We start from the raw sequence: 25,996 nt of genomic DNA, 5'->3' as shown, positions 1-25,996 counted from the left end.
GTCCAGCTGGCTCAGCTGGTAGTCGGAGTGCGTTTGGGTCATGACAGACGAAGGGCCTCTCTAGGGACAGCAGCCCACATCGTAGCCATGGGCGAGCGGATCCCTGCACTCATGCTCACGATCCTGCCGAGAGTGGGTCGAGCATCACTCCGCCCGGTCCGCATCAGCCGGGGCGTCGTGGGTCGACGGTCAGGCCGACTCGAGGAGCAAGGTCACGGGCCCGTCGTTGACCGAAGCCACCTGCATGTTCGCGCCAAAGACGCCGCACTCGACTGTGGTCCCGAGCCTCTCCAGCTCGGCGGCCACGGCGTCGTACAGCGGCTCGCTCACGCTGCCGGGAGCAGCGGCCGACCAGGTGGGCCGGCGGCCCTTGCGTGCGTCGCCGTACAACGTGAACTGGCTGACGAGCAGCACAGGTGCTCCGGTGTCTCCCACGGATAGCTCGTCGCGCAGGAGGCGCACGTCGCGGATCTTGCGGGCCATCCAGGCGGCGTCCTCGAGCGTGTCGTCGTGGGTCACGCCGAGCAGGACCAGGAGGCCGCCGTCGATGCTGCCGACCACGGCGTCGTCGACGGTGACGGACGCGGAGAGCACCCTCTGCAGCACAGCACGCATGCATCGACCCTAGGGTGCTCCCATGGCTGACGGACTGTTGATCACTGTGGCGCCGACGGGCGCCGAGACGAGCAAGGCGGACTGCCCGCAGCTGCCCACCACTCCCGAGGAGATCGCGGCCACGGCCGCGGAGTGCGAAGCGGCCGGCGCGGCGATGATCCACATCCACGTGCGCGACGGCGAGCACGCTCCGACGCTCGACCAGTCCCTGCTCCGCGAGTGGGTCGCCGCGGTCCGCGAGTCGAGCAGCCTGGTCGTGCAGCTGTCCAGCGGCGGCTCGGTCCACGACCCGCTGGACAAGAGGCTCGAGGTGCTCGACGCAGAACCCGACTCGTGCAGCCTGACGATGGGCACGACCAACTTCGGCGACGACGTCTTCAGCAACCCCTGGCCCTTCGTGTGCGAGCTCTACCAGCTCTCCCAGGAGCGTCGGATCGTGCCGGAGTTCGAGCTGTTCGACCTCGGCCAGGTGCACGCGCTCGGCCGCCTCCTCAAGACCTACGGCCTGCCGTACGGCGGCAAGGTGCACTGCGACTTCGTGATGGGCGTACCCGGTGGCATGCCCGGCACCGCCGACGCGCTGGTCGCAGGGGTCGCGATGCTCCCGCTCGAGGTCACGTCCTGGGCAGCGACCGGCATCGGCCGCACCACGCTGTCGGTGGCCCTTGCGGCCCTGTCCAAGGGGGGTCATCTGCGCGTCGGCATGGAGGACGTGCTCACCATCGCCCGCGGCGTGCCAGTCGAGAGCAACCGGCAGCTCGTCGAGCGGGCCGTGGAGCTCGGTCGCCTCGCCCAGCGCGAGCCGATGACGCCGGCGCAGTGCCGCGAGCTGCTCGGTATCTAGCCCTCACGGATAGCGTCCCGAAGCGCCCACTCGCCGCGTCTCCGGTTCGCCTGCAACGCGCGGCGGCACCTGCGAGGATCCCGCGGTGGATGGAGCGAGCGGGGCGATCGTGACGTTGGTGGCCGTGATCATCGGCGGTGCCGTGTCTTTCGTGGGCGCGTGGGGAGCCGAGCACCTGCGGTGGCGGCGTACGCGCACGGAGCGGTGGGACACGCAGACCATGGACGCCTACGCGCAGTACGCAGGCGCCATGAAGCGCGAAGTGCGCATCACCATGCGCATCGCAGGGGGTCTGGGTCTAGGGCCGCGCACGGAGCCGCTGGCGTTGGAGCCGGGGAAGTCTCTTCACCAGGACGCAGAGCAGGAGCGGTCGCTGCGTTTCGAAGCGGTCCTGCTCCTGGGCAGCCAGCAGACCGTCGGTGCTGCCCGCGAGTGGCAGCAGCGGTGCTGGGATCTCTACCTGTTCTGCCTGTCCCGCTCCGTGCCCGATGAATCGGACATAGAGGAGTTCGCGCGGCTGTACGAGTCGGTCGGGCGAGCGCGGGAGGTGTTCCACGAGGCGGCCCGGCGAAGCCTCGGGGTGGCCGAGGGAGCGGTCGCCGCTGCCCCCATGCCGAGCGAGATGGAAGAGGCGGAGCGTCGCTACTGACCGCCCGCTCGCGGACTCTACGGACGAGTCGGTCGCTCGGTGGGCTAGTTGTCCCGCCCGTCGGGGTGGGCGAACGCGGCCCGTTGGTTCTAGATCTTCTCAAATGACGCACGCCGGGTGTCCGTCCGGGGAAAGCATCTCCGTATGAAGCAAGGGGTGCGCAAGATCTATCGCCGGGCCAGGTGCAAGCTGAAGCACCGGGAGTGCCCACACAACTCGCGATACCACCGTTAGCCGGGGCGCAGCCTCGTCAGCGTGGAGGCGGCAGGGGGAGCGGTACCTGGTGCACGGCGAGGTGGTCGTGGTTGGTGATCCACAGGGCCTCATCCGTCGCTGCCACACTGCCGCTGCCGGGCGGCACCTCGATCACGTGTGTCAGCACACGGCTGTCCGGATCGATCCGGATCACACCGGTGTCGGTGCGTAGCCAGACGGCCCCGGCGCCGGTGGTCAGGTCACCACCCCCGATGGCGGCGCCAGTCACAGCGATGGTCTCGGGCTCGGACGTCCGTCCGTCGACCCGTGTCACGGAGCCGTCGCCCTGGTTCATCACCCACACGGCACCGAACCCGACGTCCAGGAACCGCGGGTACGGGCCGGCGGGGATGCTCGTCCACTCGCCCGACTCCAGGTCGTAGCGCTCGATCGTGCCCGACCTCGTGGGCACCCAGAGTGCATCGAACGCCGCACGAACGGCGGTCGCGTCCGCCGGTGCGGGAATGGTGGAGGCGACCTTCTCGCCCCTGATCGTGACGATGGTCGGCTCGAGGGTGTCCACCAGGACGTAGACCGTGCCCTCGTCGGCCCCGACCGCACCCTCCATCAACGGGCTCGCCGGGAGCCTCACGCGGGCCCGAACCGCGCCCGTCAGGTCGTCGATCCGCATGAGCGTGTCCGGGACGCGCGTGGAGATGAACACCTCGTCACCGGACTCCTCCAGTGCCTGGGTCACCGCGCCCCGCACACCGGTGCGTGCGGTGACGTCTCCCGAGACGGCGTCGTACCGCACTGCGCCCGGAGCGACCCCCGAGACCCAGACCCCACTGTCGGTCGCGACGGCGAAGTCGGCGAACGGCTCGGCCTTGATGGTCCGGCCGTCCACCTGGCGCAGTGTCAGGGGCTCTGGATGATCGCCGGCGGGGAGGTACGTCGGCTCGACGGTCGTGCCGTCGGTGGACGCCTTCGGCTCTTCCCGGTCGCCCTCGTCGGTGCCGTCGGACGAGCACGCCCACAGCGAGGCAGCGAGCGCTGCCGCCACGACGCCCCGGGCGATCCACACATCAAGGACGATCCTCCGCCGGGCTGGTGAGGACCACGGAGCTGCCGGACCGGTCTGGACCGGGCTCGGTCAGGTATCGGTGCGCTTCATGCCGATGAGGCCCGGCTTGTAGTCGGGGTCCTCGAGCTGGGCGATGGTCGGGGAGCCGAACATCGGCAGGCCCTGGGTCTTGCGGATGAAGCCCCACACGATGGGGAGCACGATCAGCACGAAGAGGCCGACGCCCGCGATGAGCATCGGGTGGGTGTCGTCCTCGCCGGCGCCCAGGGGCGCCCAGCCGGCCTTGTCGAGCAGCGCGACACCGCTCATGGTGAGCACCACCACGATCCCGCGACGGATGATCGACTGCGGGACCCTGGGCGCGATCTTGGAGCCGAGCAGGGTGCCGGGCACCGAGCCGGCCACGAGCGGGATCAGGACGCTCCAGTCGAGCCCGTGGATCGCGATGTTGGAGATCGCCGCGGCGAGGACCAGCGGCACCGCCTGCACCAGGTCGGTGCCGACCAGCTTCACCGCGCTCAGCCCGGGATAGAGCATGAGCAGCGCGATCATGATGACCGAGCCGGAGCCAACGCTGGTGATGCCGACCAGCAGGCCGCCCAGCGCTCCGACGAGCAGCGTCGGAATGGGCCGGATGGCGGGGTTCTCGTCGGGCACGTGGCCCTGGCTGCGTACCCGCTTGAGGTTGATGTAGAGCCGCAGCGCGTACGTCGCGGCCGCGAAGAGCAGCGCGAAGCCGATGCAGAGCTTGAGCGTGGAGTCGAGGTCCTCGGGGTCGGCGAAGGCCTTGACGAGGTAGGGGCCGAGAAGTGCCATCGGCACCGAGCCGATGATCAGCCACTTGGCCAGCTGCATGTTGGGGGAGCCCTCGCGCTTGTGCACGATCGCCCCACCGGTCTTGTAGACGGCAGCCGCTGTGAGGTCGGCGGTGACGACGGTCGCGGCGTCGCCCACGCCCAGGAAGATGAGGGCCGGTGTCATCAGGGCGCCACCGCCCATGCCGGTCAGTCCGACGACGATCCCGACGACGAAACCGGCCGCCAGGATCGACAGCGCGGTCACGGTCAGCAGGTCGGCCATCAGTCCTCCTCGGCGAGCGCTGCGACAACCACGCTCAACATTGTCGACATCTTGCCCGCTGCGGCCCGTGCGGCCGCATCCCCGCGCCGGTAGGGGTCGTCGATGTCGTCCTCGGGGAGGGGGGCGGTACGCCGCTCGCCCGCCGCCGTGAGCAGGCTGCGGCCGCGGAGGTCGGGGGACGCCTGGGCGGCGCGGGCGAACTGGCCCAGGGTGAAGACCTTGCGCAGGGCCTGGGGGTGCTCCTCGAGGATGAAGGCGCGGTGACTGCTCTCCGCGGTGAGGACGAGGTCTGCGTCCTCGACGATCGCCCGGGTCAGGCGGCGGCTGCGGAACGTGTCGTCGAAGGCGTCGAGGGTGGCCGACATCACGTCGTCCATGGGGTGATCGGTGAAGCCGTGGGTGCCGGCGCTGCTGAACTCGATGCCCTTCGCGTCCAGGCTGCGCGCGGCCTGCTCGAGGTAGGCGGAGCGGCAGATGTTGGCGGTGCAGACGAAGAGCACGCGGAGGGGTTGCGAGGCTCGCTCCGTTCGCACCTCAACCACCGGGGTGGGCTCGGAGGTCAGGTCGAGGTGGCCGGTGTCGGCCAGTGCCTCGAGGACGTCGTCGAGAGCATCCTCGATGGTGCGGCCCGTGGTGTCGACGCGCACGGAGGCGTCCTCGGGCTCCTCGTAGGGCGAGGAGATGCCGGTGAAGTCGGGGATCTCACCCCGGCGGGCCTTGGCGTAGAGCCCCTTGCGGTCGCGTCGCTCGCACTCCTCCAGCGGGGTGGCGACGTGGACGAGGAAGAACTCGCCGCCGGCCTGCTCGACCATCTCGCGCACGGTGGCGCGGGTGGAGGCGAAGGGCGCGATCGGGCTGCAGATGGCGACGCCGCCGTGGCGGGCGATCTCGGCGGCGACCCAGCCGATGCGGGTGATGTTGGTCTCCCGGTCCTCGCGGGAGAAGCCGAGACCGGCGGACAGGTGACGGCGTACGACGTCGCCGTCGAGGCTCGTGACCGTGCGCTCGCCCTGCTCGAGGACGCGGTCCATGAGAGCGCGGGCCAGCGTGGACTTGCCGCTGCCGGACAGGCCGGTGAAGAAGACGACCAGGCCCTGCTCGCCGGGCTCGGGGAGGTCGCGGTCGACGATGTGCTGGATGGAGGGGGGGTAGGTGGGGGCGCCCTCCTCGGCCAGCGACTGATCCGTGAGGGCGTGGACGGGGTCGGTGCCGGCGTAGGTCTGGGCCACGTGGACGCCGAGGTCGTGGTCGGCGTCGGGGTCCCCGTGGTCGGCGAGCGGCACCACCACGACGACGGCGTCGTCGAGGAGGTCGGCGGCGGCGAGGGTGGCGCGGACCAGGGCGACGGGGGAGAGGGTGGAGGTGCCGTGGCCCGCGAAGACGAGCAGCAGGCTCGGGCCGAGGTCCCGCACCTCCTCGACCTGGGTGGCCGTCAGTGCGTCGGTGACCGGCACGACGGTCCGTCCGGCGTGCTGCTCACGCACCTGCCGTGCCGTCAGGTACAGGCGGCGGAAGGGGCCGTACTGGGCGTGCGTCAGCGCCGTCACCACGCCCGTGGCCGGCACGACGCGGGCCAGCGGGAGCCCCTCCGGGTCGACCAGCTCCACCTCGTGGGCCGAGGCCAGCTCGCCCGGCAGGTCCAGGGTCAGCACGCTGCCGGGGGCGTTGAACGCGGTCAGCGGGTGCACGGCCCCGGTCGTGAGGAGCTCGAGGTCGTCGAGCTCACGCGGACTGGGGCAGTGCTGGGGTGTCGACACGGGGTCAATCCTGCCAGCCTCGATCTCTGTGACCGGGCGTCGGTAGCCTGCAGCCATGTCGAGTGCAGTGGTGGTGGCCGAGATCGTCCGTTCGGGGTTCGTGGAGGGGCACCACTACGGATCCGTGGTCGCCCTCGACGCCGCGGGTGCGGTCGACTGGTCCGTCGGGATGGTCGACGAGCCGGTGCTGCCGCGCTCCTGCAACAAGCCCGTCCAGGCTCTCGGCATGGTGCGGGCGGGCCTCGACCTGCCGCCGGACCTGCTCGCGCTCGCCTGCGCCTCGCACTCCGGTGAGCCCTTCCACGTCGAGGGCGCTCGCCGCATCCTGGCCTCCGCCGGACTCACCGAGGACGCCCTGCAGACTCCCGTCGACTATCCGATCGACGACGAGGCCCGCGAGGAGGTCATCAGGTCGGGTGGGGCGAAGTCGTCGATCCTGATGAACTGCTCGGGCAAGCACGCGGCCATGCTCGCGACCTGCGTCGCCAACGGCTGGCCGACCGACACCTATCTCGCGCCCGACCACCCGCTGCAGGTGACGATCGCCGAGACGTTCGCCGACCTCACGGGTGAGCCCGTCACCACCGTCGCAGTCGACGGGTGCGGGGCGCCGCTGCTCTCGACGTCGCTGATCGGTCTTGCCCGCGCCTTCCGCGCGTTGGCCGTCGCCACCGAGGGGCCCGAGCGCCGCATCGCCGACGCCATCCGCGAGCACCCCGCGTACGTCTCCGGCACCCGACGCGACGAGCTCGCGCTGCTGACCGCGATCCCCGGTGCGATCGGCAAGGCCGGGGCCGAGTCCTGCTACGCGATCGCCCTGCCGGACGGTCGCGCCTTCGCGCTGAAGACCGACGACGGCGCGCCCCGGGTCCGTCCCGTGCTGATGGCCGAGGCGCTGCGTCGATCGGGGATCCTCGACCTCGGCGGGGTCGACGCCGACGCCGTACGCCGGACCGGCCAGCACGTCCTGCTGGGCGGCGGCCAGCCGGTCGGAGAGATCCGCGCCAGCTACTGAGCTAGCACCGAACCCCTGTGCCCATGCGGGGTGTGTCGGTAGTCACGGTCCCCAAGTTTGCATTTTGCTAACAGGTGTTAGCACTATGGGGGCATGGCCAAGGACAGCAAGGACGGGAAGACCGTCGTCGCCTCTCTCGGTGACTTCCTCAGGGAGCAGCGACTCGCGTCGCGTCTCTCCCTGCGGCAGCTCGCCGAGCAGGTCGGCGTCAGCAATCCCTACCTGAGCCAGATCGAACGTGGTCTGCGCCGTCCCTCGGCCGAAGTGCTCCAGCAGATCGCCAAGGCACTGCGCATCTCCGCCGAGCAGCTCAACGTGCGGGCGGGGATCGTGAGCCCCGATCCGGGTGTCGGGGGGTCGGTCGAGCTGGCCGTCCTGGCCGACACCGGACTGACCGAGCGCCAGAAGCAGTCGCTGCTGGACGTGTACGCCTCCTTCCTCGCCCTCAACGCGGGGCAGGCGGACGACCGCAGCTGAACCGACCCGGCCCGCGATCGCTGTGATCGGGTCGGCACCCCTCAAACGAAGGAGCTCAACCATGGCCAAGGCCACCCTCCCCAAGCCCGTTCTCGCCTACGTCGGCGTGACCGACCTCGCCGTCGAGATTGTCCGCGACCTCGTCACCGAGACCCAGACCCGCATCGCCGGCGTCCAGAAGACCGCCGGCGACCCCAAGGCGCTCGCCGACCGCGCCACCACCGTCGTGAACTCCCGCGTCGACGCCCTGGCCAAGGACGCCAAGGCCCGCCGCGAGGCCGTCGAGGCCCGCGTCGCCGAGCTCCAGGCCGAGGCCAAGGCCTACCCGGGCAAGGTCCAGAAGCTGGTCGACGACAGCGTCGACACCGCGACCGACACGTACGCCGACCTGGTCAAGCGCGGCGAGTCGCTCGTCGGCCGCGTCCGCCGCCAGGAGTCCACCAAGGCGACCGTTGCCTCGGCCAAGACCACCAAGGCGAAGGCCAAGACCACGGTGACGCAGGCCAAGAAGGCCGTCGACGCGGAGACCACCGCCACCAAGAAGACCGTCACCGCCCGCAAGACCGCGGCGAAGAAGAGCACCAGCAAGACCGCCGCCACCAAGACCGCCGCCACCAAGACCGCGGCCAAGAAGGCCCCGGCCCGCAAGGCTCCGGCCAAGAAGACCACCACCGCGCAGAGCAGCGCCAAGGCCACCGTGACCGCGGCCCAGAAGACCGCCRCCAGCGCCACCCAGGCCGTCACCGACGCCGCCGAGAAGGTCGGCGACTGAAGGACTGGTGCCGCGCGCGGCACCGACGACGACCAGCTGGCCCTCTTCTGAGGACAGTGGTTCGGAACTGACAGCGACCCCCAGCCCATCGGGCTGGGGGTCGCTGCGCGTTGCGTCAGCGGCCGCTGGTGATCTCGGAGAGGGCCGGGCGCACGTCGGCGAGGTAGACCAGGGCGGCGATCGTGAAGGCGAGGTGGATCAGGTTGATCGGCGATGYGTTGAGCAGCAGCACCTGCGCGAGGAGGCCGAGGCCCAGGATGATCGTCCACGCGGGCTTGGTCAGCTTGCCCGTGGCCGTGTAGGCCTCGGCGGAGAACATCAGCGAGCTGATGAAGGCGTAGGCCTTGACCGCCAGCATCACCAGCATGACGACGAGGTAGACGTACCCCTGGAACTCGAAGAAGGCCACGGGTCCAGCCTAGTTCAGGCCCGGCGACGACCCGACTTGCCCGAGCGCGCCTCCGCCTTGGACCGTGCCGCGTCCTCGCGCCGGGAGCGCTTGGTGTCGACCTCCGTCTCGTAGCCGTAGCCGTAGCCGTACCCGTAGCCATAGCCGTAGCCGGTGCGGTTCCTGCGGTTGGGCGCGAGGTTGATGACGACCCCCAGGGCCTTGGCGTCCACCGCCTCCAGCCGCTCCAGGGAGTGCTGGAGCTGGTCCTTGGTGGTCCTGCCGTGGCGCACCACGACCACCGCGCCGTCGGCCTGGGTGGCCAGCAGGGCCGCATCGGTCACCGGCAGCAGCGGCGGCGCGTCGAGGATGATGACGTCGAAATCGCGCCGCAGGTCGGTCAGCAGGGTCTCCATCGCGTGCGACTGGAGCAGCTCGGAGGGGTTGGGCGGGATCGGGCCGCAGGCGAGCACCTGGAGCCCGGAGTCGCCGTACTCCTGGAGCGCGTCGTCCAGCTTGACCTTGCCGATGAGCACGCTGGTCGTGCCGACGGCGTTGTCCAGCTGGAGCCGCTCGGCGATGAGGGGGCGGCGCAGGTCGGCCTCGACGAGGACCACGCGCTGGCCGGACATCGCGGTCGTGAGGGCGAGGTTGATCGCGGTGGTCGACTTGCCCTCGCCGGGCAGCGAGCTGGTCATCACGATGACCTTCTGGGCCTCGTCGACCTCGACGTACTGCATGTTGGTGCGCAGCACCCGGAAGGCCTCGGCCCATGGGGTCGCGGTGCTGAGGACCTGGAGCGGCGGCAGGTTGGCGGCGTCGTCGCTGGCGATGTTGCCCAGGATGGGCGCGTCGGTCACCTCGGCGACGTCGTCGTTGCTGGACAGGGACGTGTCGAGCAGCTCGCGGGCGATGGCGAGACCGACGCCCAGCAGCAGGCCGAGGACGGCGGCGAGGGCGAGGTTGCGGAGCGGCTGGGGGGAGACCGGGTCGGACGGGACCTCGGCGTCGTCGACGATGGTCGCCTTGACCAGCGACATCCGCTCGCCCTCGGGGGTCTCCAGCTCCTTGACGAGTCCCTGCAGCTCGTCGGCGTAGGCCTGGGCGATCTCGGCCGCGATCTCGGGGTCCGAGTAGGTGGCGGTGATCTCGAGGATGACCGTCTCGGGCACGACGGTCGCCTCGACGAGCTCGGTCAGCTCATCGGCCTCGACCACGCCGCCGATCGACTCCTCCACCGCGTCCGCGAGCTGGCGGCTGCCGACGAGGTCGGCGTACGACGTGACGCGCTGGGTGGCAAAGAGGTTGCCGGTGTAGGCCGCGCTGGTGTCCGACTCGCTCGTGGAGACGAAGATCCGGGTGGACGAGGAGTACTGCGGCGTGGCCTGCAGGGTCACCGCTCCGGCGAGCGCGAGCGCAGCGACCAGGGTGGCCACGACGACTCGCCAGCGTCGGCGGACGGTCTGCCAGTAGTCCTTGAGTTCCACGCGGTTCCATTCCAGAGGTCGAGCGTTGGACCACCACACCCTAGAGGTGTGCTGGGCGGAGGCTCACATCGTCGCCTCGGCGTGGGCCGGGTATCGTCACGCCGGTCGTCCGACACACACAGGGGAGCAACACGCATGTCGCTGGACTGGGAAGAGCGCCCGTGGGGCTCGTGGCACGTCATCGACGAGGGTGACGGCTACAAGGTCAAGCGCATCCACGTGGCCCCGGGGCAGCGGTTGTCCTACCAGACGCACGAGCACCGCTCAGAGCACTGGGTCGTCATCGCCGGCACCGCGACGTGCGTCGTCGACGGCGAGACGGTGGTGGCCGAGGCCGGTCACTCCGTGGACGTGGCGCTGGGCGCGGCCCACCGCATCACCAACGCCCACGACGAGGAGCTCGTCATCATCGAGGTGCAGCGTGGCGGCTACACCGGCGAGGACGACATCTGCCGCCTCGAGGACGACTACGGACGGTCCGAAGCCTCCAGGTAGCGCCCCAGCGCGACCAGCGCGTCCTCCGGCTCGAAGCCGGTGGCCCGGATCTTGTCCAGGGACATCGCCGACTGCAGGGGACGGGGCGCGAAGGGGCCGCCCTTGTCGAGCACGCCGGCGGCGTAGTCGTCGGTGCTGATGTGGGTGACGTCGTCCGCCGAGCGTCCGGACGCCGCGAAGACCGCCCGTGCGACCTCCGCCCACGACATCGCCGGGCCGCCGTTGGACACGTGGTAGGTGCCGTGGGGCGCACCGGTACCGAGCAGGTGCCGGGTGGCCCTGACCAGCTCGTCGGTGAAGGTGAGACGACCGACCTGGTCGGCCACCACGCTGGGGGAGACGCCCTTGGCCGCCAGCGACTCCATGGTGCGGACGAAGTTGTGGCCCTCGCCGATCACCCACGAGGTACGCAGCACGTAGTGGCGGGGCGCCTGGCCGACGGCGATGTCGCCGGCGGCCTTGGTCTGGGCGTAGACACCCAGGGGGGACAGCGGCTCGTCCTCGACGTGCTCCTCGGCGGTGCCGTCGAAGACGTACTCCGAGGAGTAGTGCACCAGGGTGAAGCCGTGCTCGCGCGCGAGTCGGGCCAGCGTCGCGGGTGCAGTGGCGTTCGCGGCCCAGGCGACCCGCCGGCCCTCGGCCGTCTCGGCGGCGTCGACCGCGGTGTAGGCCGCGGCGTTGAGGACCACGGCGTACTCGTGCCAGGGCCAGGCGGCGACGGCGTCGGCGTCCGTGACGTCGAGGGCGGCCCGGGTGACGCCCTCCGAGCCGGGGAGCGCCGCGACCAGCGCCTGTCCGAGCTGGCCGCCGGCGCCGAGCACGAGCGTCTTCTTCGGCACCATCGGGGTGACGTCACCCAAGCGCGGGTTGGCGTGGTCCTTGTCGGAGATCTCGGCCTCGGACAGCGGGATGGGCCACGGGATGGCGGCTGTCTCGTCGCCGAGGTGCAGGGCGGGGTAGGCCACGCCCGGGCGCCAGTGGTCGTTGACGAGGTAGGTGTAGGCCGTGCCGTCCTCGAGCGCCTGGTAGCTGTTGCCCACGCCGCGCGGGACGAAGACCGCGACCGACGGGTCGACCTCGAGGTGGAACGTCGTCCCGAAGGTCTCGCCCTCGCGCATGTCCACCCAGGCTCCGAAGATCCGGCCGGTGGCCAGCGAGACGAACTTGTCCCAGGGCTCGGTGTGGATCCCGCGGGTGGCCCCGCGCGAGGCGTTGAAGGAGATGTTGTTCTGGACCGGCCCGAAGTCCGGCAGCCCGAGGGCCACCATCTTCTCGCGCTGCCAGTTCTCCTTGAACCAGCCGCGGGCGTCGCCGTGCAGCGGCATCCGGACGACGAGCAGCCCTGGGATGGGCGTGCTGTCGACGGTGAGCTCCGCCATCACTGGCCCTTGGAGGCGTAGGCGGCCTCGGTGGCCTCCTTGGCCGGACGCCACCAGTCCTCGTGCGTCCGGTACCACTCGATGGTGTTGGCCAGGCCGGACTCGAAGTCCTGGAACTGCGGCTGCCAGCCGAGCTCCTGGCGCAGCTTGCCCGACTCGATGGCGTAGCGCAGGTCGTGGCCGGCCCGGTCGGTGACGTGGTCGAAGGCGTCGGCGGGCTGGCCCATGAGGGTCAGGATCAGCCGGACGACCTCGAGGTTGTTCTTCTCCCCGTCGGCGCCGATGAGGTAGGTCTCGCCGATCTCGCCCTGGTTGAGGATCGTCCACACGGCCGAGGAGTGGTCGTCGGCGTGGATCCAGTCGCGGACGTTCTCGCCCGAGCCGTAGAGCTTGGGGCGGATGCCGTCGATGACGTTGGTGATCTGGCGGGGAATGAACTTCTCGATGTGCTGCCAGGGCCCGTAGTTGTTGGAGCAGTTGGACACGGTCGCCTGCACGCCGAAGCTGCGGACCCAGGCGCGGACCAGGTGGTCGGACCCGGCCTTGGACGCTGAGTAGGGCGAGGACGGGTTGTAGGGGGTGTCCTCGGTGAAGCGCTTCGGGTCGTCGAGCTCCAGGTCGCCGTAGACCTCGTCCGTGGAGACGTGGTGCAGGCGCTTGTCGTGCTTGCGGACCGCCTCGAGGATGGTGAACGTCCCCAGGATGTTGGTCCGGATGAAGGGGCTGGGGTCGTGGAGCGAGTTGTCGTTGTGCGACTCCGCGGCGTAGTGCACGACCGCGTCGTGCTCGGCCACCAGCGGGTCGACGACGTCAGGCTCGGCGATGTCGCCGACCACGAGGCGGACGCGGTCCTCGGGCAGCCCGGCGAGCGCCTCCTTGCTGGCGGCATAGGTCATCTTGTCGAGCACGGTCACCCGCACGTCGGTGTGCTCCATGAGGTGGTGCACGAAGTTGGAGCCGATGAAGCCGGCCCCGCCGGTCACGAGAAGTCGATCCATGGGCCGGAGTCTAGAGCGACCGCTAGGAGCGCCGTGCCACGAGTGCGAGACGGGGTGAGTCGTCGAGCCCCTCGGAGGCCCAGGTCGCAGTGCGCGGCCCGGTGCTGCTCCAGCCCTCGGGCAGGTCGTCGGCGGCGAAGCCGGCCGGGAGGTGGACCCGCACCGACACGGCCTGCGGACGCACCATGCCCTGGGGGTCGAGGTCGAGGCGATAGGTGAGGGTGTCGCCGTCGCGGACGGCCGCCGCGGGGACGTCGTACTCGAGGCGCACGGTGCGTCGCGCCTGCGGGGCCAGCTCGATGGTGTGGCGGACGAACGGTCGGCCGAAGTAGTCGCCGACGGTGAAGTCGATCGGCACGCCGTCGACCGTCACCGCGTCGACGTCGGCGCGGCGGGGGAGGAAGGAGCCGACCGACAGGTGGGCCCAGCGGGTGAAGTAGCCCTGCTGCGGGTCGGTGCCGGGTCCGGCGTACGGCGCGGAGTCGTTGTGGACCTCCACCTCCAGGGCGACCCGGGCGCTGCCGTCCGGGCGCAGGCGCACGTCCGAGCGGACGGTGCGCGACTGCCAGTAGTCGGTCTTGCTGGGGACGGCGTTCTGGGTGAAGACCCCGAGGTAGTCGTTCTCGGTCCGGGACAGGTCCCCGCTGATCGCGACGTCGTGGAGCGTGTCCTGCACGCTGTCGTCGCGGAAGTAGGCCGCGAAGTGACGGCCCGCGGCCGCGTCGGCTAGGACGCGCACCTTGTCCGGGAGCTGGCCGGTGCCGAGGAGGCGCTCGACGAAGAGCGGCACCAGGGCCCGGTTGGCCGCCTTGCGCTCGCGTCCGTCGGAGTCGGCGTAGTCGTCGTAGCTGCCCACGAGGGTCTCGACGAGGTTGGAGCTGTCGACCCGGCCGTAGCCGGGGACGTCCATCGGCCCGGTGATCTCGGCGAGGCGGGCCAGGGCGATGACGTCGACGGCCACCAGCCCGGACATGTTGCGGCCCCGCAGGCTGCGCCACGCGTTGAGGGTCTCCTCCCCGGCGATCGGCCACGAGGGGGCCATTCCGCCGAGTGCCACCCGGATCGGGCCGCGGTGGAAGGGGTTGCCCTGCACCTTGCGCCAGTAGCGCGGCTGGAACATGGCCCGGTTGGCGTCGGTGTCCACGGTCTTGCCGATCGTCACCCGCCCGTCGGAGACCGTGACGGGGGCGTAGGAGAGCGCGGTGCCGCCGGAGTAGAGCATCTCGGCGGGGTTGAGGATGGCCAGCAGGTACTTGCGCTCACCGTCGGCGCCCAGGATGTCCGGCAGCTGACGCATGAGCGGCATCAGGCCACTGAGGTCGTCCAGCAGCGGGTCCACCTGGGCCAGGGCCTGATCGCGGGCGTCGCCGAGCCTGCCGCCGGCCGGGCCGGTCGCGTCGATGGCGGACAGGCTCGCCTGGGCGTCGGAGAGCTCGCCCTCCGCATCGTCGGCGGTGGCCACCAGCCGCTCGAGGGTCGGGATGTCGACGTTGCCGCCCGCGAAGAAGGTCGCCTCGTCCCCGGTGATCTCCGGGTAGGCCGCGGCGCCGAGCTCGGCGACGGACACCACCGACTCGAGGGCGTCGCCCAGGTGGCGTGCGTCGCGCACGCTGGTGCCCACAACCGGCAGCCACTGGCCGACCAGTCCGGCGGGGCCCTGGACGCCCAGCTGGACGGTGTCGGTGTGCTCACGAGCGCGGTCCACGGCCGCGGTCGCGGCCGCGGTGTCGCCGGCCTCGAGGCCGGCCTTGGCGGCCTCCAGCTCCGTGCGCGCGTCGTCGGCCGCACCCGGGACCCTGGCGACCGAGACGCCCAGGGCGGCGAACCCGACGACGGCGGCCACGATGACCAATGGCTTGCGGAGGGACGACAGCGCAGGCACCAGCGCATCCTCTCAGGGACACGGTCACTTCGAGGACTCCGCGAGTCCCCTAGGGTGCTGCCCATGCGCGGAATCATTCTGGCCGGAGGCACCGGGTCTCGCCTGCACCCGATCACCCTGGGCATCAGCAAGCAGCTCGTGCCCGTCTACGACAAGCCGATGATCTACTACCCGCTCACGACGCTGATGCTGGCCGGCATCACCGACGTCCTCATCATCACGACGCCGCACGAGGCCGAGCCCTTCCATCGGCTCCTCGGCGACGGCTCGCAGTTCGGCATCAACATCACCTTCGCGGTGCAGCCGAGCCCCGACGGCCTCGCCCAGGCCTTCATCATCGGCGCCGACCACATCGGCGACGAGGGCGCGGCGCTGGTGCTCGGCGACAACATCTTCTACGGCACCGGGCTCGGCACCCGGCTGCGCCGCTTCGACGACCTCGAGGGCGCTGCAGTGTTCGGCTACCACGTGGCCGACCCCACGGCCTACGGCGTGGTGGAGTTCGACGACGAGGGTCGGGCGCTCTCCCTGGAGGAGAAGCCGGAGAAGCCCAAGAGCCACTTCGCGGTCCCCGGGCTCTACTTCTACGACAACGACGTGGTCGGGCACGCCGCCGACCTGAAGCCGTCGGCGCGCGGCGAGCTCGAGATCACCGACCTCAACCGGATCTACCTCGAGCAGGGAAAGCTGCAGGTCGAGGTGCTGCCGCGTGGCACGGCGTGGCTCGACACCGGCACGTTCGACTCGCTCAACGACGCCAGCAACTTCGTGCGCACCATCGAGGGCCGCCAGGGCTTCAAGATCGGCGCTCCGGAGGAGGTCGCCTGGCGGATGGGGTTCCTGTCCGGCGACGAGCTGCGCCAGCGGGCCGAGCCCCTGGTGAAGAGCGGGTACGGCGCCTACCTCCTCGGTCTGCTCGACGAGCAGGCCGAGGGCCAGTAGGCGCGGGGGTCAGTAGGCGCCGCTGCTGCCGAACACCGCGCTGAAGGTGCGCGCCAGGATCGCGAGGTCCTGGGTCATCGACCAGTTGTCCACGTAGTAGAGGTCCAGGCGGATCGCGTCCTCGAGCGAGAGGTCCGAGCGGCCCGACACCTGCCACAGACCGGTCATGCCCGGACGGACGCGGAGCCGGCGGTGCATCACGGTGTCGTACATCGCGACCTCGGCGGGCACCTGAGGCCGCGGCCCGATGAGGCTCATCGTCCCGAAGAGGACGTTGAAGAGCTGGGGCAGCTCATCGACCGAGTAACGGCGCATCCAGCGCCCCGGAGCGGTGATGCGAGGGTCGTCCTTCATCTTGAAGAGCAGGGCGCCGGCGCCCTGCGCCTGCTGCAGTGCGGCGACCCGTGCCTCGGCGTCGACGACCATCGTGCGGAACTTGAAGCAGGCGAACTCGGTGCCGTCGCGACCGACGCGAATCTGGCGGAAGAGGACCGGCCCGCGGTCGTGCGCCCAGATGCGGAACGCAGCGAACGCGAGGATCGGGGAGAACGCCAGGATCAGCGCACTCGAGCCGGCCACGTCGAAGATGCGCTTGCCCCAGCGGCTGGCGTTCCGAGCCCGCGGGGGGTCGAGGTGCACCAGGGGCAGTCCGCCGACGGGGCGCACCCGCACCCGCTCGCTGGAGACGTCGGTGACCTTGGGAGCGACGACCACCTGGACGTTGTGCTCCTCGAGGTCCCACACCGCCTGGCGCATGTGGGCCGAGGTGGCGAAGGCACCGGCTGCCACGAAGACGGTGTCGGCCTTGAGGGTGTCGGCCACCCACGCCACGTCGTCGGTGTTGCCCCACACCCGGATGCCGGAGGCGGTGGTCTCGCGGTAGTCGGTCGCCGGTGTGATCGCCCCGACCACCTGGTAGCCCAGCCAGGACTCGCGACGCAGCACGGCGGCGATCTCGTCGATGTGGGAGGGGATGCCGGCCAGGACGACGCGGTGCAGCAGCGCGCCTCGTCGGCGGGCGCTCTTGATGGCCCTGCGCAGGCCGTAGCGGCCCAGGACGAGGAGCGGCACACCGCTGGCGAAGGAGAAGGCGTAGAGGCCGCGGGAGAACTCGTACTGCGCGAGGTAGCAGGCGATGCCGACCAGCCCCGCCGTGGCGAGCGAGGAGTTGATGACAATCTTGTACTCCTCCACCCCGGCCCCGAAGACGCCCGCGCGGTAGCCCCCGAGGGCGAAGATCACCAGCACCCACAGGCCGATGATCCCGGCGATGACGGCCAGGATGGTGAGACCGTCGGGGATGCCCTGGATGTTGCGGGGGAAGAGCGGGAGGACCTCGCGCATGAGGCCGCCGACGGCGACCGCGGTGACCATCATCGCGAGGTCGACGACGAGGGCCGCGAAGGGGATGCGGGCCCGGGCCCGGCGGGAGGCCTCGCGTGCCGCGGCCGGTGCTGCCGCGGTGATGGCCGTCGCCGAGTCCATGTCCGAGGTCGTCGTGACTCTCGTGCTCAGTCGCTCACTGATCATCGACACTGGTTTTGCCCCCCACAGGCTGTCCCGGGAATGTTGAACTTGTAACGTTCAACGAGGGTTTACCTTCTCAGTGATGTGGGGGCTCGGCTGCCAAACGGGCTCGCAGTTACCGATGTGTGTCCAATGTCTCCCGATTCGTGACCATCCTGAGGCTCTACCGACTGGTAGTGGGTCCTGGGTCACACCCTCACGGGCGGATGTTTCAGCCCGAGGGACCTCTGGATCAGTGGGTCAGGAGTAGTCCAGGTCGGCCGCGACCATCCGCCCGACCACGTCGGTGAACCCCACGGAGGGCGACCAGCCGAGCAGCGCGCGCGCCAGCGATGGGTCGCCGACCAGCTCGGTGGCGTCGGCCGGCCGGACGAACGCCGGGTCGGTGTGGACGAGCGGGCGCCAGTCCTCGATGCCCACCTCGGCGAAGGCGGCGGCCACGAAATCCTGCACGCTGTGGCTCTCGCCGGTGGCGATGACGTAGTCGCCGGGCCGGTCGGCCCGGGCGGCGCGGACCATCGCGTCGACGTAGTCGGGCGCCCACCCCCAGTCGCGGCGGGCGTCGAGGTTGCCGAGCACCAGCCGGTCGGCCCGGCCGTGCGCGATGGAGGCGACGGTGGCGGTGATCTTGCGGGTCACGAACGAGGCGGGCCGCCGCGGGGACTCGTGGTTGTAGAGCACCAGGCTCGAGGCGTGCAGGCCCCGCTGGCGGGAGACGCCGACCGCGAGGTGCGCGTAGGCCTTCGCGGCGCCGTACGGGTTGAGGGGGCGGATCCGGGTGTCCTCGTCCTGCGGCGTGCGGTCGGGCTCGCCGAAGATCTCGGCGCTGGAGGCCTGGACGACGCGCACGTCGTGGCCGCGCTCGTGCAGCAGGCGCGCGCTCTCGAGCAGCGCGACCGGAGCGGAGCCGTTGACCCGACTGACCAGGTCGGGTTCCTGCCACGACTGGGCGACCGAGCTGATCGCGGCGAGGTTGTAGACCTCGCCCGGGGCCAGGTCGAGCACCAGCCGTCGGGTCGTCTCGACGTCGGCGACGTCCCCCACGTGCAGGACCGCCTCGACCGGGCAGTGCGCGGGACGGCCCTCGGACTCCAGCACCAGGGCGTGCACCTCGACCCCCTCGGCGACCAGCCGCTCGGCGAGGTAGCTGCCGTCCTGGMCGCCGATCCCGGTGACCAGGGCCCGCGTCACCAGCCGGCCTTCAGCGCCGCGATGTCGGCATCGACCATCATGGCGACGAGTCCCTCGAAGCCCACCGTCGGCTTCCAGCCGAGCACCTCGCGCGCCTTGGACGCGTCGCCGATGAGCTCGTCGACCTCGGCCGGCCGCATGAAGGCGGGGTCCTGGCGCACGTGGCGCCGCCAGTCGTCGATGCCGACGTGCGCGAAGGCGACCTGGACCAGCTCCTCGATGGAGTGGGTGGTGCCCGTGGCGATGACGTAGTCGTCGGCCTCCGGCTGCTGCAGCATCCGCCACATCGCCTCGACGTAGTCGCCGGCGAAGCCCCAGTCGCGGCGGGCCTCCAGGTTGCCCATCACCAGCTCGTCCTGCATCCCCAGGGTGATCGCGGCGACGGCCTTGCTCACCTTGCGGGTCACGAACTCCTCGCCCCGCCGCGGCGACTCGTGGTTGAAGAGGATCCCCGAGCTGGCGTGCATGCCGTAGGACTCGCGGTAGTTGATCGTCATGTGGTGGCCGTAGACCTTGCTCACGCCGTACGGCGAGCGCGGCCACAGCAGGGTCCGCTCGGTCTGCGGGACCTCCTGCACCTTGCCGAACATCTCCGAGCTCGACGCCTGGTAGAACCGCACCGCCGACGGGTCGTCGCCGGAGTGCAGGCGCACCGCCTCGAGGAGGGTCAGCACTCCCATCGCGGTGACGTCGCTGGTGATGAACGCGTTCTCCCAGGAGTAGGCCACGAAGCTGACGGCGCCGAGGTTGTAGACCTCGTCGGGCGCACTGTCGTGCAGCGCCCGGAGCAGGCTGGACATGTCGGTCAGGTCGCCGTTGTGCAGGCGTACGTCGGGGACGAGGCGCTCGACCAGCTGGCGGCGGGGGTTGTTCTGGCCGCGGATGACGCCGTGGACGTCGTACCCCTTGGCGAGGAGCAACTCGGCGAGGTAGAGGCCGTCCTGGCCGGTGATCCCGGTGATCAAGGCAGTGGGCACGGCGCACAGTCTGGCAGGGCGCACCTCTCGTAGGGTGGCGCCATGAAGATCCTCGTCAGCGGCGGCACGGGCTACATCGGCTCGCACACCGTCATCCAGCTCGTCCAGGCCGGCCACGACGTGGTGATCGTCGACAACTTCAGCAACTCCCGGCCGATGGTGCTCGGCCGCCTCGAGGCGCTCACCGGCACCAGCCTGGCGATGCACTCCTTCGACCTGCGCGACTACGACAAGACCGAGCACCTCTTCGCCGCCGAGGGCTTCGACGCCGTCATCCACTTCGCGGGCTTCAAGGCTGTGGGGGAGAGCGTCGAGAAGCCGCTCGACTACTACGAGAACAACCTCGGTTCGACGTTCTCGCTGGTCAGGGCCATGCAGAAGTACGACGTGGACAAGCTCGTCTTCTCCTCCAGCGCGACCGTCTACGGCACCGACCAGGCCGGCGCCACCGAGGACCGCCCCACGTTCGCCACGAACCCGTACGGCTGGACCAAGGTGATGCAGGAGCAGATCCTCACCGACGTGGCCACGGCCGCGCCGCAGATGCGCATCGCCCTGCTGCGCTACTTCAACCCGGTCGGCGCGCACGTCTCCGGCACCATCGGCGAGGACCCGTCCGAGACGCCCAACAACCTGATGCCCTACCTCGCGCAGGTGGCGGTCGGGCGCCGAGACAGGCTGAGCGTCTTCGGCGACGACTACGACACCCCCGACGGCACCGGCGTGCGCGACTACATCCACGTCGAGGACCTCGCCGCCGGGCACGTCGCCGCGCTCGAGGCGCTCACCACCACCGCCGAGGCGGTCAACGTCTGGAACCTCGGCTCCGGGCACGGCACCAGCGTGCTCGAGCTGCTGCACGCCTTCGAGAAGGCCGTCGGGCGCGAGCTGCCCTACGAGATCGTCCCGCGTCGCCCCGGTGACGTCGCGTCGTCGTACGCCGACCCGTCCAAGGCCAACCGCGAGCTGGGCTGGCGGACCACCCGGTCGGTCGAGGAGATGTGCGCCGACACCTGGCGCTGGCAGTCGCAGAACCCGGACGGCTACAACGTCTGATGCTCGCCTCCGTGGGCCTGAGCGTCGCCGCCGCGCTGCTGCCGCTGGCCGGGACGACGGTGGTCGTCGACCCCGGCCACCAGCTGGGCAACGCCCACTTCCCGGCCGAGATCAACCGGCCGGTGCCCGCGGGCGGCTTCACCAAGCCGTGCAACACGACGGGCACCGCGACGAACGGCGGCTACCCGGAGGCGACCTTCGCCTGGCAGGTCTCGCGCCGGCTGCAGGCCCGGCTCACCGACCTCGGCGCCACCGTGGTGATGACCCGCACCAGCAACCGTGCCGATCGCTGGGGCCCGTGCGTCGACGTCCGCGGGCGGGCCGGCAACCGCATCCACGCCGACCTCAAGATCAGCATCCACGGGGACGGGTCCTACACCGCCGGGGCGCACGGCTTCCACGTGATCGCCCCCGTCTCCCGGGCCGGGTGGACCAACGACATCGCCGGGCCCTCGATGGACCTGGCCCGCTCCGTGCGGAGCGGGCTGGTGCGCTCCGGGGTGCCGGTGGCGACCTACATCGGCCGCGACGGGCTCGACGTCCGCTCCGACCTGGCCACCCTCAACCTCTCCGACGTCCCGACGGTGATGGTCGAGCTCGGCAACATGCGCGACCCCGGCGACGCGGCGCGGATGACCTCGGCGAGCGGGCGGGCGGCGTACGCCTCGGCGTTGCTCGCCGGGGTGCGGCGCTTCCTGCGCTGACCGGTGTCGGGCGCTACCGAACGACGACGCGCGTGGCGGGGCTGACCTTCGACCATCCGGTCCTGTTGCGGGCCGACACCGTGGCCTTGTGGACGCCCGTGGGGACTCTCCTGAAGACCAACCGTGTCGACGACCCCGGGACGACCTGCGTGCTGACCTTCCCGAGCCGGACGCGATAGCTGAGGACGCGCCCCGTGGTCGAGGGGGGCGCCGTCCACCTCAGCACAGCCTTGTGCCCGACGACCCTCACCCGCGGCTTGGCGGGCTGGGACGGCGCGGTCGCGCCGGACCCGGAGCCGCCCGTCCCGGGCGACAGGTCGTCGTCGGGTGCCGGGGTCGGGGTGATCGTCGGGGACGGGGGTGAGGACTCCGGCGAGATGCCGCGTCCGCTGATCGTCTGGACCGTGAACGAGACCGCCCGTCCGCCGTCGAGGTCGGTGAGGGCGACCGACGTAGCAGGGTCGGAGGTGACCCACCTGCTCCCGGTCGAGGCGAGGACGATGTAGCCGGTGATGGCCGCGCCGTTGCCCGACGCTCCGGTCCACGTCACCGTCGCGGACTCGACGCCGCCGACGGCCGACACGGCGGTGGGTGCCGAGGGGAGGCCGGAGGGGAGGGTCACCGGACCCGCCTTCTCGCTGACGGCATACCCACCCGCCTGGTTCCAGACGGTCACGTAGAAGTCGTACGGCTGCTGTCGGGGCATGCCGGTCAGGACGGCGCTGGTCGCCGTGGGACCGACTTCGACCTGGAGTCCGTTCGACGCCTGGACGGTGTACTTGGTGATCGGGGAACCGCCCCCGTCACCCGGCGACCACGTCACGCGTACGCCGACCTGGCTCTCGTCCACGACGGCCGTGACCGCCGTGGCAGGTGAGGGCGTCGGCGCGGCGGCGGATCCCGTGTGGTCGTTCGCGGCAACGGCAGGGCTGCCCGTCAGGACCGCGCCGAGGAGGACAGTGGCCAGGAGCCACGACCTGTACTGCGGCTTGCGCGTGCTCTTGGACAACGTCATCTCCCCCGTGGCGCGGCAGGATCGTTCCCGCCGCGTTGGACACTAGTGAGCCGGACGGTGGTCGCGTCGTCGATCGGTCCGATTGCCAGGGACTGGACACCGGGTCGTCCACCCGCCCGCACGACACATGGCTAGGTTGGCGCCATGCCCCTCGACCCGCAGCTCAAGGACATGCTCGACTTCATCGCGGCGGCGGGCTACCCGCCGATGGAGCAGGGGACGCCGGCGCTGGCACGGCAGGGGATGCGCGCCATGTCGGTCGACATGGTCAAGCCCGAGGACGTCGTGCCGGTCGGCTCGGTCGAGGACCTGAGGGTGCCAGGCGGGGCGGGGGAGCGCGACGCGCGTCTCTACCGTCCCGAGGGCGACGGACCGTGGCCGACGCTCGTCTACCTCCACGGCGGCGGCTTCGTGGTCGGCGACCTCGACACCCACGACCAGACGTGCCGGCGAATCTGCCGCGACGCGGAGGTGGCCGTGCTGAGCGTCGACTACCGGCTGGCTCCCGAGGACCCGTTCCCGGCGGGCCTCGACGACGCGCAGACCGCCACCGAGTGGGCCGCGGCCCACCTCTCGGACCTCGGCGGCGACGAGCGACTGGCGGTCGGCGGCGACAGCGCCGGGGCCAACCTGGCCGCCGTGGTCGCCCAGCACCTCGGCGACGTGCTCGCCGGCCAGTTCCTCATCTACCCGGCCACCGACGGCGTCGGGGACTACCCGTCCAAGGTCGAGAACGGCGAGGGCCTCTTCCTCACCGCCGGGATGATGGAGTGGTTCAGCAGCCAGTACGTCCCGGCCGACACCGACCTGGCCACCGAGCTCCACCGGATCGCGCCGCTGCACGGCGAGGTGTCCCACGTGGCACCCGCGCTCGTGGTCACCGCCGAGTTCGACCCGCTCCGAGACGAGGGTGAGGCGTACGCCGAGGCGTTGCGCGCCGCCGGCGTCCAGGTCGAGCAGGTGCGCTACGACGGGATGATCCACGGCTTCGTGGACATGGGGCCCTTCAGCCCGGCCGCCGCCGACGCGGTCGCGGACATGAACGCCCGCTTCGGCAAGCTGCTGCGCGGTTAGCCGACCTCGAGGGCCCGCAGCGCGTCGAGCACCACGCGCAGGTGGGGCACCTCGTGCACCCGGAGCAGGTGCGCGCCGCCGAGCGCGGCGAAGACGGCGTAGAAGCCCTCCGCCTTGCGAAACTCGTCGCCGAAGATGTCGTAGGTGTGCGGCAGCACGTTGCACACCGGCACGCCCAGCGGCCGCAGCCGGAAGGTCTGGGAGAGCACCCGCGTCTGGTGCCGCGACCGGGTCAGCGGGTCGACCAGGTTGCCGTAGTGGAAGCCCATCCCCGGGTCGATGACCACCTTGTCGGCGCCCAGCGCCCGGGCCCGCTCGATCCGCGGGCCGAAGTGGTCGAGCAGCACCGGCATCGGGTCGGCGTCCGGCGGCACGTCGGAGGCCTCGCGGACGTTGGCGGTCTCGCCGAAGCACATCACCACCGCGGCGTCGTACTGCGCGGCGAGGGTGAGCATCTCGTCCTCGTGCTCGCGACCGGTCATGTTGAGGATGCGCGCGCCGGCGTCGAGGCAGGCGGCGACCACGCCGGGCTCGTAGGTCTCGATCGAGACGACGGCCCCGGCGGCGAGCCGCTCGACCACGGGCACCAGCGTCTTGACCTGGTCGGCGGGGGAGACCCGCGCGGCGCCGGCGTTGCTGGACTCGGCCCCCAGGTCGATGATCGCGGCGCCCTGGGCCGCCTGGATGCGACCCATCCGGACGGCGTCGTCGGGGCCGGTCGCCACGCTCTCGCGGTAGGTCGAGTCGCGCGACAGGTTGACGCAGCCCATCAGCGTGACGGGCCCGTCTCCGATCACCACGGTCCCTGCGGGACCGTCGAGGACGACGGGCTCGACCGGCGACGCCCACGCGTCGCCGTACTGCTGCGTGAGGGCGGCGAGGTCCGCAAGGGTGATCACCCCTGTGACTGTAGGCGGCAGGATGGAACGCGTGACCTCTCCTCTCGCGCTGCCGCACCTGTCCGACCTCACCGACGACGAGCTGACGCGGGCCTACGCGCCGCTGTCCGAGCCGTGGCTGCGGGTCAACTTCGTCAGTACCGTCGACGGCGCTGCCCAGGGGGGCGACGGCCTGAGCAGGAGCATCAACAACGACGCGGACAAGCGGGTCTTCGACGCACTGCGGCGCAATGCGGACTGCCTCGTCGTCGGCGCGGGCACGCTGCGCGACGAGGGGTACGCCGTCCCGACGCTGCCGCTGGTCGTGGTGAGCCGTTCCGGCGAGGTGCCCGAGAACCTGCGCGAGGCCCCCGAGGGGCGGATCCTGATGGCGACGACCGCCTCGGCGTCCGGCCTGGCCTCGTCGAGGTCCCTCCTGGGTGACGAGCAGGTGCTGGTGCTGGGCGACGAGTCCGTGGACCTCGTGGAGCTGAAGTCCCGGCTGGCCGGGCGCGGGTGGGTCGACCAGCTCTGCGAGGGCGGTCCGGGTCTCTTCGCCGCGGCGCTGGACGCCGGGGTGGTCGACGAGCTGTGCCTGACGATCGTGCCGCGGCTGCTGGGCGGCGACTACACGCGGATCACCGCGGGCGCCGACCTCGACGTCGAGCTGCGCCCGCACTCGCTGCTGGAGGAGGACGGGACGCTGCTGGGCCGCTGGCTGGTCGCCAGCGGCCGCAGCTGATCGTCGATCTGGTCGGCGCTCGGGCCGGCGCTCAGGCCAGGGCGGCCAGGATCGTCTTGGTGAACGCCGGGATGTCGTCGGGGTTGCGCGAGGTGATCAGGTTGCCGTCCTCGACGACCTCCTCGTCGACCCACTCGCCACCGGCGTTGCGGATGTCGGTCTGGAGGCTCGRCCACGACGTGACCCGCTTGCCCGACAGCACGCCGGCCTCGATGAGGGTCCACGGGGCGTGGCAGATGGCGGCCACGGGCTTGCCCGAGGCGACGAACTCCTTGATGAACGCCACGGCCTTGTCGTCCATCCGGAGGGCGTCCGGGTTGGCGACGCCACCGGGCAGGATCAGCGCGTCGTAGTCGGCGACGGAGGCCTCGGCGACGGTCGTGTCGACCGAGCGGGTCTCGGCCTTGTCGAGGTGGTTGAAGAGCTGGACCTCGCCGGACTCCGGGGACAGCAGCTCGGCGGTGTGGCCGGCGCCGGTCACGGCGTCCCACGGCTCGGTGAGCTCCACTGCCTCGATGCCCTCGGACGCGGTCAGGAATGCGATTCGCTTGGTCATGCCCCCACGGTGTCTCGCCGACGGGGGCTGGACAACCCACCTACGGGTGGGCGGCGCTAGCCTCGCCGCGTGACCGACACCGACGCGACGCCCGCCCCCCGCATCAGCGACCAGACCATCGCCGTCCTCGGCGGCACCGGTCCGCAGGGCCGCGGCCTGGCCCGCCGCTTCGCCGCCGCCGGGCTCACGGTGGTGCTCGGCAGCCGCGCCGCCGACT

26 protein-coding genes are annotated in these 25,996 nt (G+C 71.0%); 11 read left to right on the top strand and 15 right to left on the bottom strand.

Features of this window, described 5'->3' with window-relative positions:
• Positions 1-189: 189 nt before the first annotated feature.
• A complete protein-coding gene (gene dtd, locus AC1DQF_RS15720) occupies positions 190-615 on the bottom strand; it encodes a D-aminoacyl-tRNA deacylase (RefSeq protein ID WP_477526160.1) in 426 nt (141 codons plus the stop codon).
• Between the two features lie 22 nt (positions 616-637).
• Here dtd and AC1DQF_RS15715 point away from each other — a divergent pair, with 22 nt between their 5' ends.
• Together AC1DQF_RS15715 and AC1DQF_RS15710 are read left to right on the top strand one after the other, a co-directional pair.
• Positions 638-1,459, top strand: coding sequence for a beta-keto acid cleavage family enzyme (locus tag AC1DQF_RS15715; protein WP_477526159.1), 822 nt, complete (start codon positions 638-640; stop codon positions 1,457-1,459).
• A gap of 85 nt (positions 1,460-1,544) precedes the next feature.
• On the top strand, positions 1,545-2,108 hold the full coding sequence (locus AC1DQF_RS15710) for a hypothetical protein (protein WP_477526158.1): 564 nt from the start codon (positions 1,545-1,547) through the stop codon (positions 2,106-2,108).
• 250 nt (positions 2,109-2,358) lie between these two features.
• Here the strand turns inward: AC1DQF_RS15710 and AC1DQF_RS15705 are convergent, their stop codons facing one another.
• The 3 genes from AC1DQF_RS15705 to cysC form a co-directional block, all read right to left on the bottom strand.
• Positions 2,359-3,387 (bottom strand): NHL repeat-containing protein, encoded by a 1,029-nt coding sequence (locus AC1DQF_RS15705; RefSeq protein ID WP_477526157.1) that lies wholly within the window; start codon positions 3,385-3,387, stop codon positions 2,359-2,361.
• 69 nt (positions 3,388-3,456) lie between these two features.
• Positions 3,457-4,467: a sulfite exporter TauE/SafE family protein gene (locus AC1DQF_RS15700; protein ID WP_477526156.1), complete on the bottom strand. Its 1,011-nt coding sequence runs from the start codon at positions 4,465-4,467 to the stop codon at positions 3,457-3,459.
• Positions 4,467-6,224, bottom strand: a complete 1,758-nt coding sequence (gene cysC, locus AC1DQF_RS15695) for an adenylyl-sulfate kinase (RefSeq protein ID WP_477526155.1) — start codon at positions 6,222-6,224, stop codon at positions 4,467-4,469. The genes AC1DQF_RS15700 and cysC overlap by 1 nt, the downstream gene beginning before the upstream one ends.
• 55 nt (positions 6,225-6,279) lie before the next feature.
• Here cysC and AC1DQF_RS15690 point away from each other — a divergent pair, with 55 nt between their 5' ends.
• The 3 genes from AC1DQF_RS15690 to AC1DQF_RS15680 all read left to right on the top strand — a co-directional run bounded on the left by AC1DQF_RS15690 (position 6,280) and on the right by AC1DQF_RS15680 (position 8,488).
• A complete protein-coding gene (locus AC1DQF_RS15690; protein WP_477526154.1) occupies positions 6,280-7,239 on the top strand; it encodes an asparaginase in 960 nt (319 codons plus the stop codon).
• 93 nt (positions 7,240-7,332) lie between these two features.
• Positions 7,333-7,716 carry a helix-turn-helix domain-containing protein gene (locus tag AC1DQF_RS15685; RefSeq protein WP_477526153.1) on the top strand — a complete coding sequence of 128 codons (384 nt, stop codon included), beginning with the start codon at positions 7,333-7,335 and terminating at the stop codon, positions 7,714-7,716.
• A gap of 61 nt (positions 7,717-7,777) precedes the next feature.
• Positions 7,778-8,488, top strand: coding sequence for a hypothetical protein (locus AC1DQF_RS15680; protein WP_477526152.1), 711 nt, complete (start codon positions 7,778-7,780; stop codon positions 8,486-8,488).
• 115 nt (positions 8,489-8,603) lie between these two features.
• Here AC1DQF_RS15680 and AC1DQF_RS15675 read toward each other — a convergent pair whose 3' ends face one another.
• Both AC1DQF_RS15675 and AC1DQF_RS15670 read right to left on the bottom strand, forming a co-directional pair.
• The gene (locus AC1DQF_RS15675) at positions 8,604-8,897 is read right to left on the bottom strand and encodes a DUF2516 family protein (RefSeq protein ID WP_477526151.1); all 294 of its coding nucleotides are present in this window, start codon (positions 8,895-8,897) and stop codon (positions 8,604-8,606) included.
• A gap of 14 nt (positions 8,898-8,911) precedes the next feature.
• Positions 8,912-10,363 carry a tyrosine-protein kinase domain-containing protein gene (locus AC1DQF_RS15670; RefSeq protein ID WP_477526150.1) on the bottom strand — a complete coding sequence of 484 codons (1,452 nt, stop codon included), beginning with the start codon at positions 10,361-10,363 and terminating at the stop codon, positions 8,912-8,914.
• Positions 10,364-10,498: 135 nt separating this feature from the next.
• On the opposite strand from AC1DQF_RS15670, the gene AC1DQF_RS15665 reads away from it, so the two are divergent.
• Positions 10,499-10,858 (top strand): phosphomannose isomerase type II C-terminal cupin domain, encoded by a 360-nt coding sequence (locus tag AC1DQF_RS15665; protein WP_477526149.1) that lies wholly within the window; start codon positions 10,499-10,501, stop codon positions 10,856-10,858.
• Here the strand turns inward: AC1DQF_RS15665 and AC1DQF_RS15660 are convergent.
• Genes AC1DQF_RS15660 through AC1DQF_RS15650 form a run of 3 tightly spaced genes read right to left on the bottom strand, consistent with a single transcriptional unit; the run spans position 10,831 to position 15,117 of the window.
• A complete protein-coding gene (locus AC1DQF_RS15660) occupies positions 10,831-12,237 on the bottom strand; it encodes a sugar nucleotide-binding protein (protein ID WP_477526148.1) in 1,407 nt (468 codons plus the stop codon). The two genes, AC1DQF_RS15665 and AC1DQF_RS15660, sit on opposite strands and share 28 nt — an antisense overlap.
• Positions 12,237-13,235 (bottom strand): dTDP-glucose 4,6-dehydratase, encoded by a 999-nt coding sequence (gene rfbB, locus AC1DQF_RS15655; protein ID WP_477526147.1) that lies wholly within the window; start codon positions 13,233-13,235, stop codon positions 12,237-12,239. The genes AC1DQF_RS15660 and rfbB overlap by 1 nt, the downstream gene beginning before the upstream one ends.
• A 22-nt stretch (positions 13,236-13,257) precedes the next feature.
• The gene (locus AC1DQF_RS15650; RefSeq protein WP_477526146.1) at positions 13,258-15,117 is read right to left on the bottom strand and encodes a DUF4012 domain-containing protein; all 1,860 of its coding nucleotides are present in this window, start codon (positions 15,115-15,117) and stop codon (positions 13,258-13,260) included.
• Positions 15,118-15,180: 63 nt separating this feature from the next.
• Between AC1DQF_RS15650 and rfbA the strand changes: the two genes are divergently transcribed.
• Positions 15,181-16,059, top strand: coding sequence for a glucose-1-phosphate thymidylyltransferase RfbA (rfbA, locus tag AC1DQF_RS15645; protein ID WP_477526145.1), 879 nt, complete (start codon positions 15,181-15,183; stop codon positions 16,057-16,059).
• A 9-nt stretch (positions 16,060-16,068) separates the two neighbouring features.
• Here the strand turns inward: rfbA and AC1DQF_RS15640 are convergent, their stop codons facing one another.
• The 3 genes from AC1DQF_RS15640 to AC1DQF_RS15630 all read right to left on the bottom strand — a co-directional run bounded on the left by AC1DQF_RS15640 (position 16,069) and on the right by AC1DQF_RS15630 (position 19,754).
• On the bottom strand, positions 16,069-17,544 hold the full coding sequence (locus tag AC1DQF_RS15640) for a sugar transferase (protein ID WP_477526144.1): 1,476 nt from the start codon (positions 17,542-17,544) through the stop codon (positions 16,069-16,071).
• Between the two features lie 282 nt (positions 17,545-17,826).
• Positions 17,827-18,777, bottom strand: coding sequence for a GDP-mannose 4,6-dehydratase (locus AC1DQF_RS15635; RefSeq protein WP_477526143.1), 951 nt, complete (start codon positions 18,775-18,777; stop codon positions 17,827-17,829).
• Positions 18,774-19,754 carry a GDP-mannose 4,6-dehydratase gene (locus tag AC1DQF_RS15630; protein WP_477526142.1) on the bottom strand — a complete coding sequence of 327 codons (981 nt, stop codon included), beginning with the start codon at positions 19,752-19,754 and terminating at the stop codon, positions 18,774-18,776. Before AC1DQF_RS15630 ends, AC1DQF_RS15635 begins: the two co-directional genes overlap by 4 nt.
• A 42-nt stretch (positions 19,755-19,796) precedes the next feature.
• Here AC1DQF_RS15630 and galE point away from each other — a divergent pair, with 42 nt between their 5' ends.
• On the top strand, positions 19,797-20,810 hold the full coding sequence (gene galE, locus AC1DQF_RS15625) for a UDP-glucose 4-epimerase GalE (protein ID WP_477526141.1): 1,014 nt from the start codon (positions 19,797-19,799) through the stop codon (positions 20,808-20,810).
• Positions 20,810-21,514, top strand: coding sequence for an N-acetylmuramoyl-L-alanine amidase family protein (locus AC1DQF_RS15620; RefSeq protein WP_477526140.1), 705 nt, complete (start codon positions 20,810-20,812; stop codon positions 21,512-21,514). The genes galE and AC1DQF_RS15620 overlap by 1 nt, the downstream gene beginning before the upstream one ends.
• 13 nt (positions 21,515-21,527) lie before the next feature.
• Here the strand turns inward: AC1DQF_RS15620 and AC1DQF_RS15615 are convergent, their stop codons facing one another.
• Positions 21,528-22,523: a fibronectin type III domain-containing protein gene (locus AC1DQF_RS15615; protein WP_477526139.1), complete on the bottom strand. Its 996-nt coding sequence runs from the start codon at positions 22,521-22,523 to the stop codon at positions 21,528-21,530.
• 150 nt (positions 22,524-22,673) lie between these two features.
• Between AC1DQF_RS15615 and AC1DQF_RS15610 the strand changes: the two genes are divergently transcribed.
• Positions 22,674-23,603, top strand: a complete 930-nt coding sequence (locus tag AC1DQF_RS15610) for an alpha/beta hydrolase (protein ID WP_477526138.1) — start codon at positions 22,674-22,676, stop codon at positions 23,601-23,603.
• Here AC1DQF_RS15610 and AC1DQF_RS15605 read toward each other — a convergent pair.
• Positions 23,600-24,502, bottom strand: coding sequence for a dihydropteroate synthase (locus tag AC1DQF_RS15605; RefSeq protein ID WP_477526137.1), 903 nt, complete (start codon positions 24,500-24,502; stop codon positions 23,600-23,602). The two genes, AC1DQF_RS15610 and AC1DQF_RS15605, sit on opposite strands and share 4 nt — an antisense overlap.
• Before the next feature lie 31 nt (positions 24,503-24,533).
• Here AC1DQF_RS15605 and AC1DQF_RS15600 point away from each other — a divergent pair, with 31 nt between their 5' ends.
• Positions 24,534-25,223 (top strand): dihydrofolate reductase family protein, encoded by a 690-nt coding sequence (locus AC1DQF_RS15600; RefSeq protein WP_477526136.1) that lies wholly within the window; start codon positions 24,534-24,536, stop codon positions 25,221-25,223.
• A 31-nt stretch (positions 25,224-25,254) separates the two neighbouring features.
• Here AC1DQF_RS15600 and AC1DQF_RS15595 read toward each other — a convergent pair whose 3' ends face one another.
• Positions 25,255-25,779 carry a type 1 glutamine amidotransferase domain-containing protein gene (locus tag AC1DQF_RS15595; RefSeq protein WP_477526135.1) on the bottom strand — a complete coding sequence of 175 codons (525 nt, stop codon included), beginning with the start codon at positions 25,777-25,779 and terminating at the stop codon, positions 25,255-25,257.
• Positions 25,780-25,996 lie beyond the last annotated feature (217 nt).

The organism is Nocardioides sp. P4_G4 (assembly GCF_056401085.1).
This window is presented reverse-complemented; position numbering and strand designations above follow the sequence as displayed.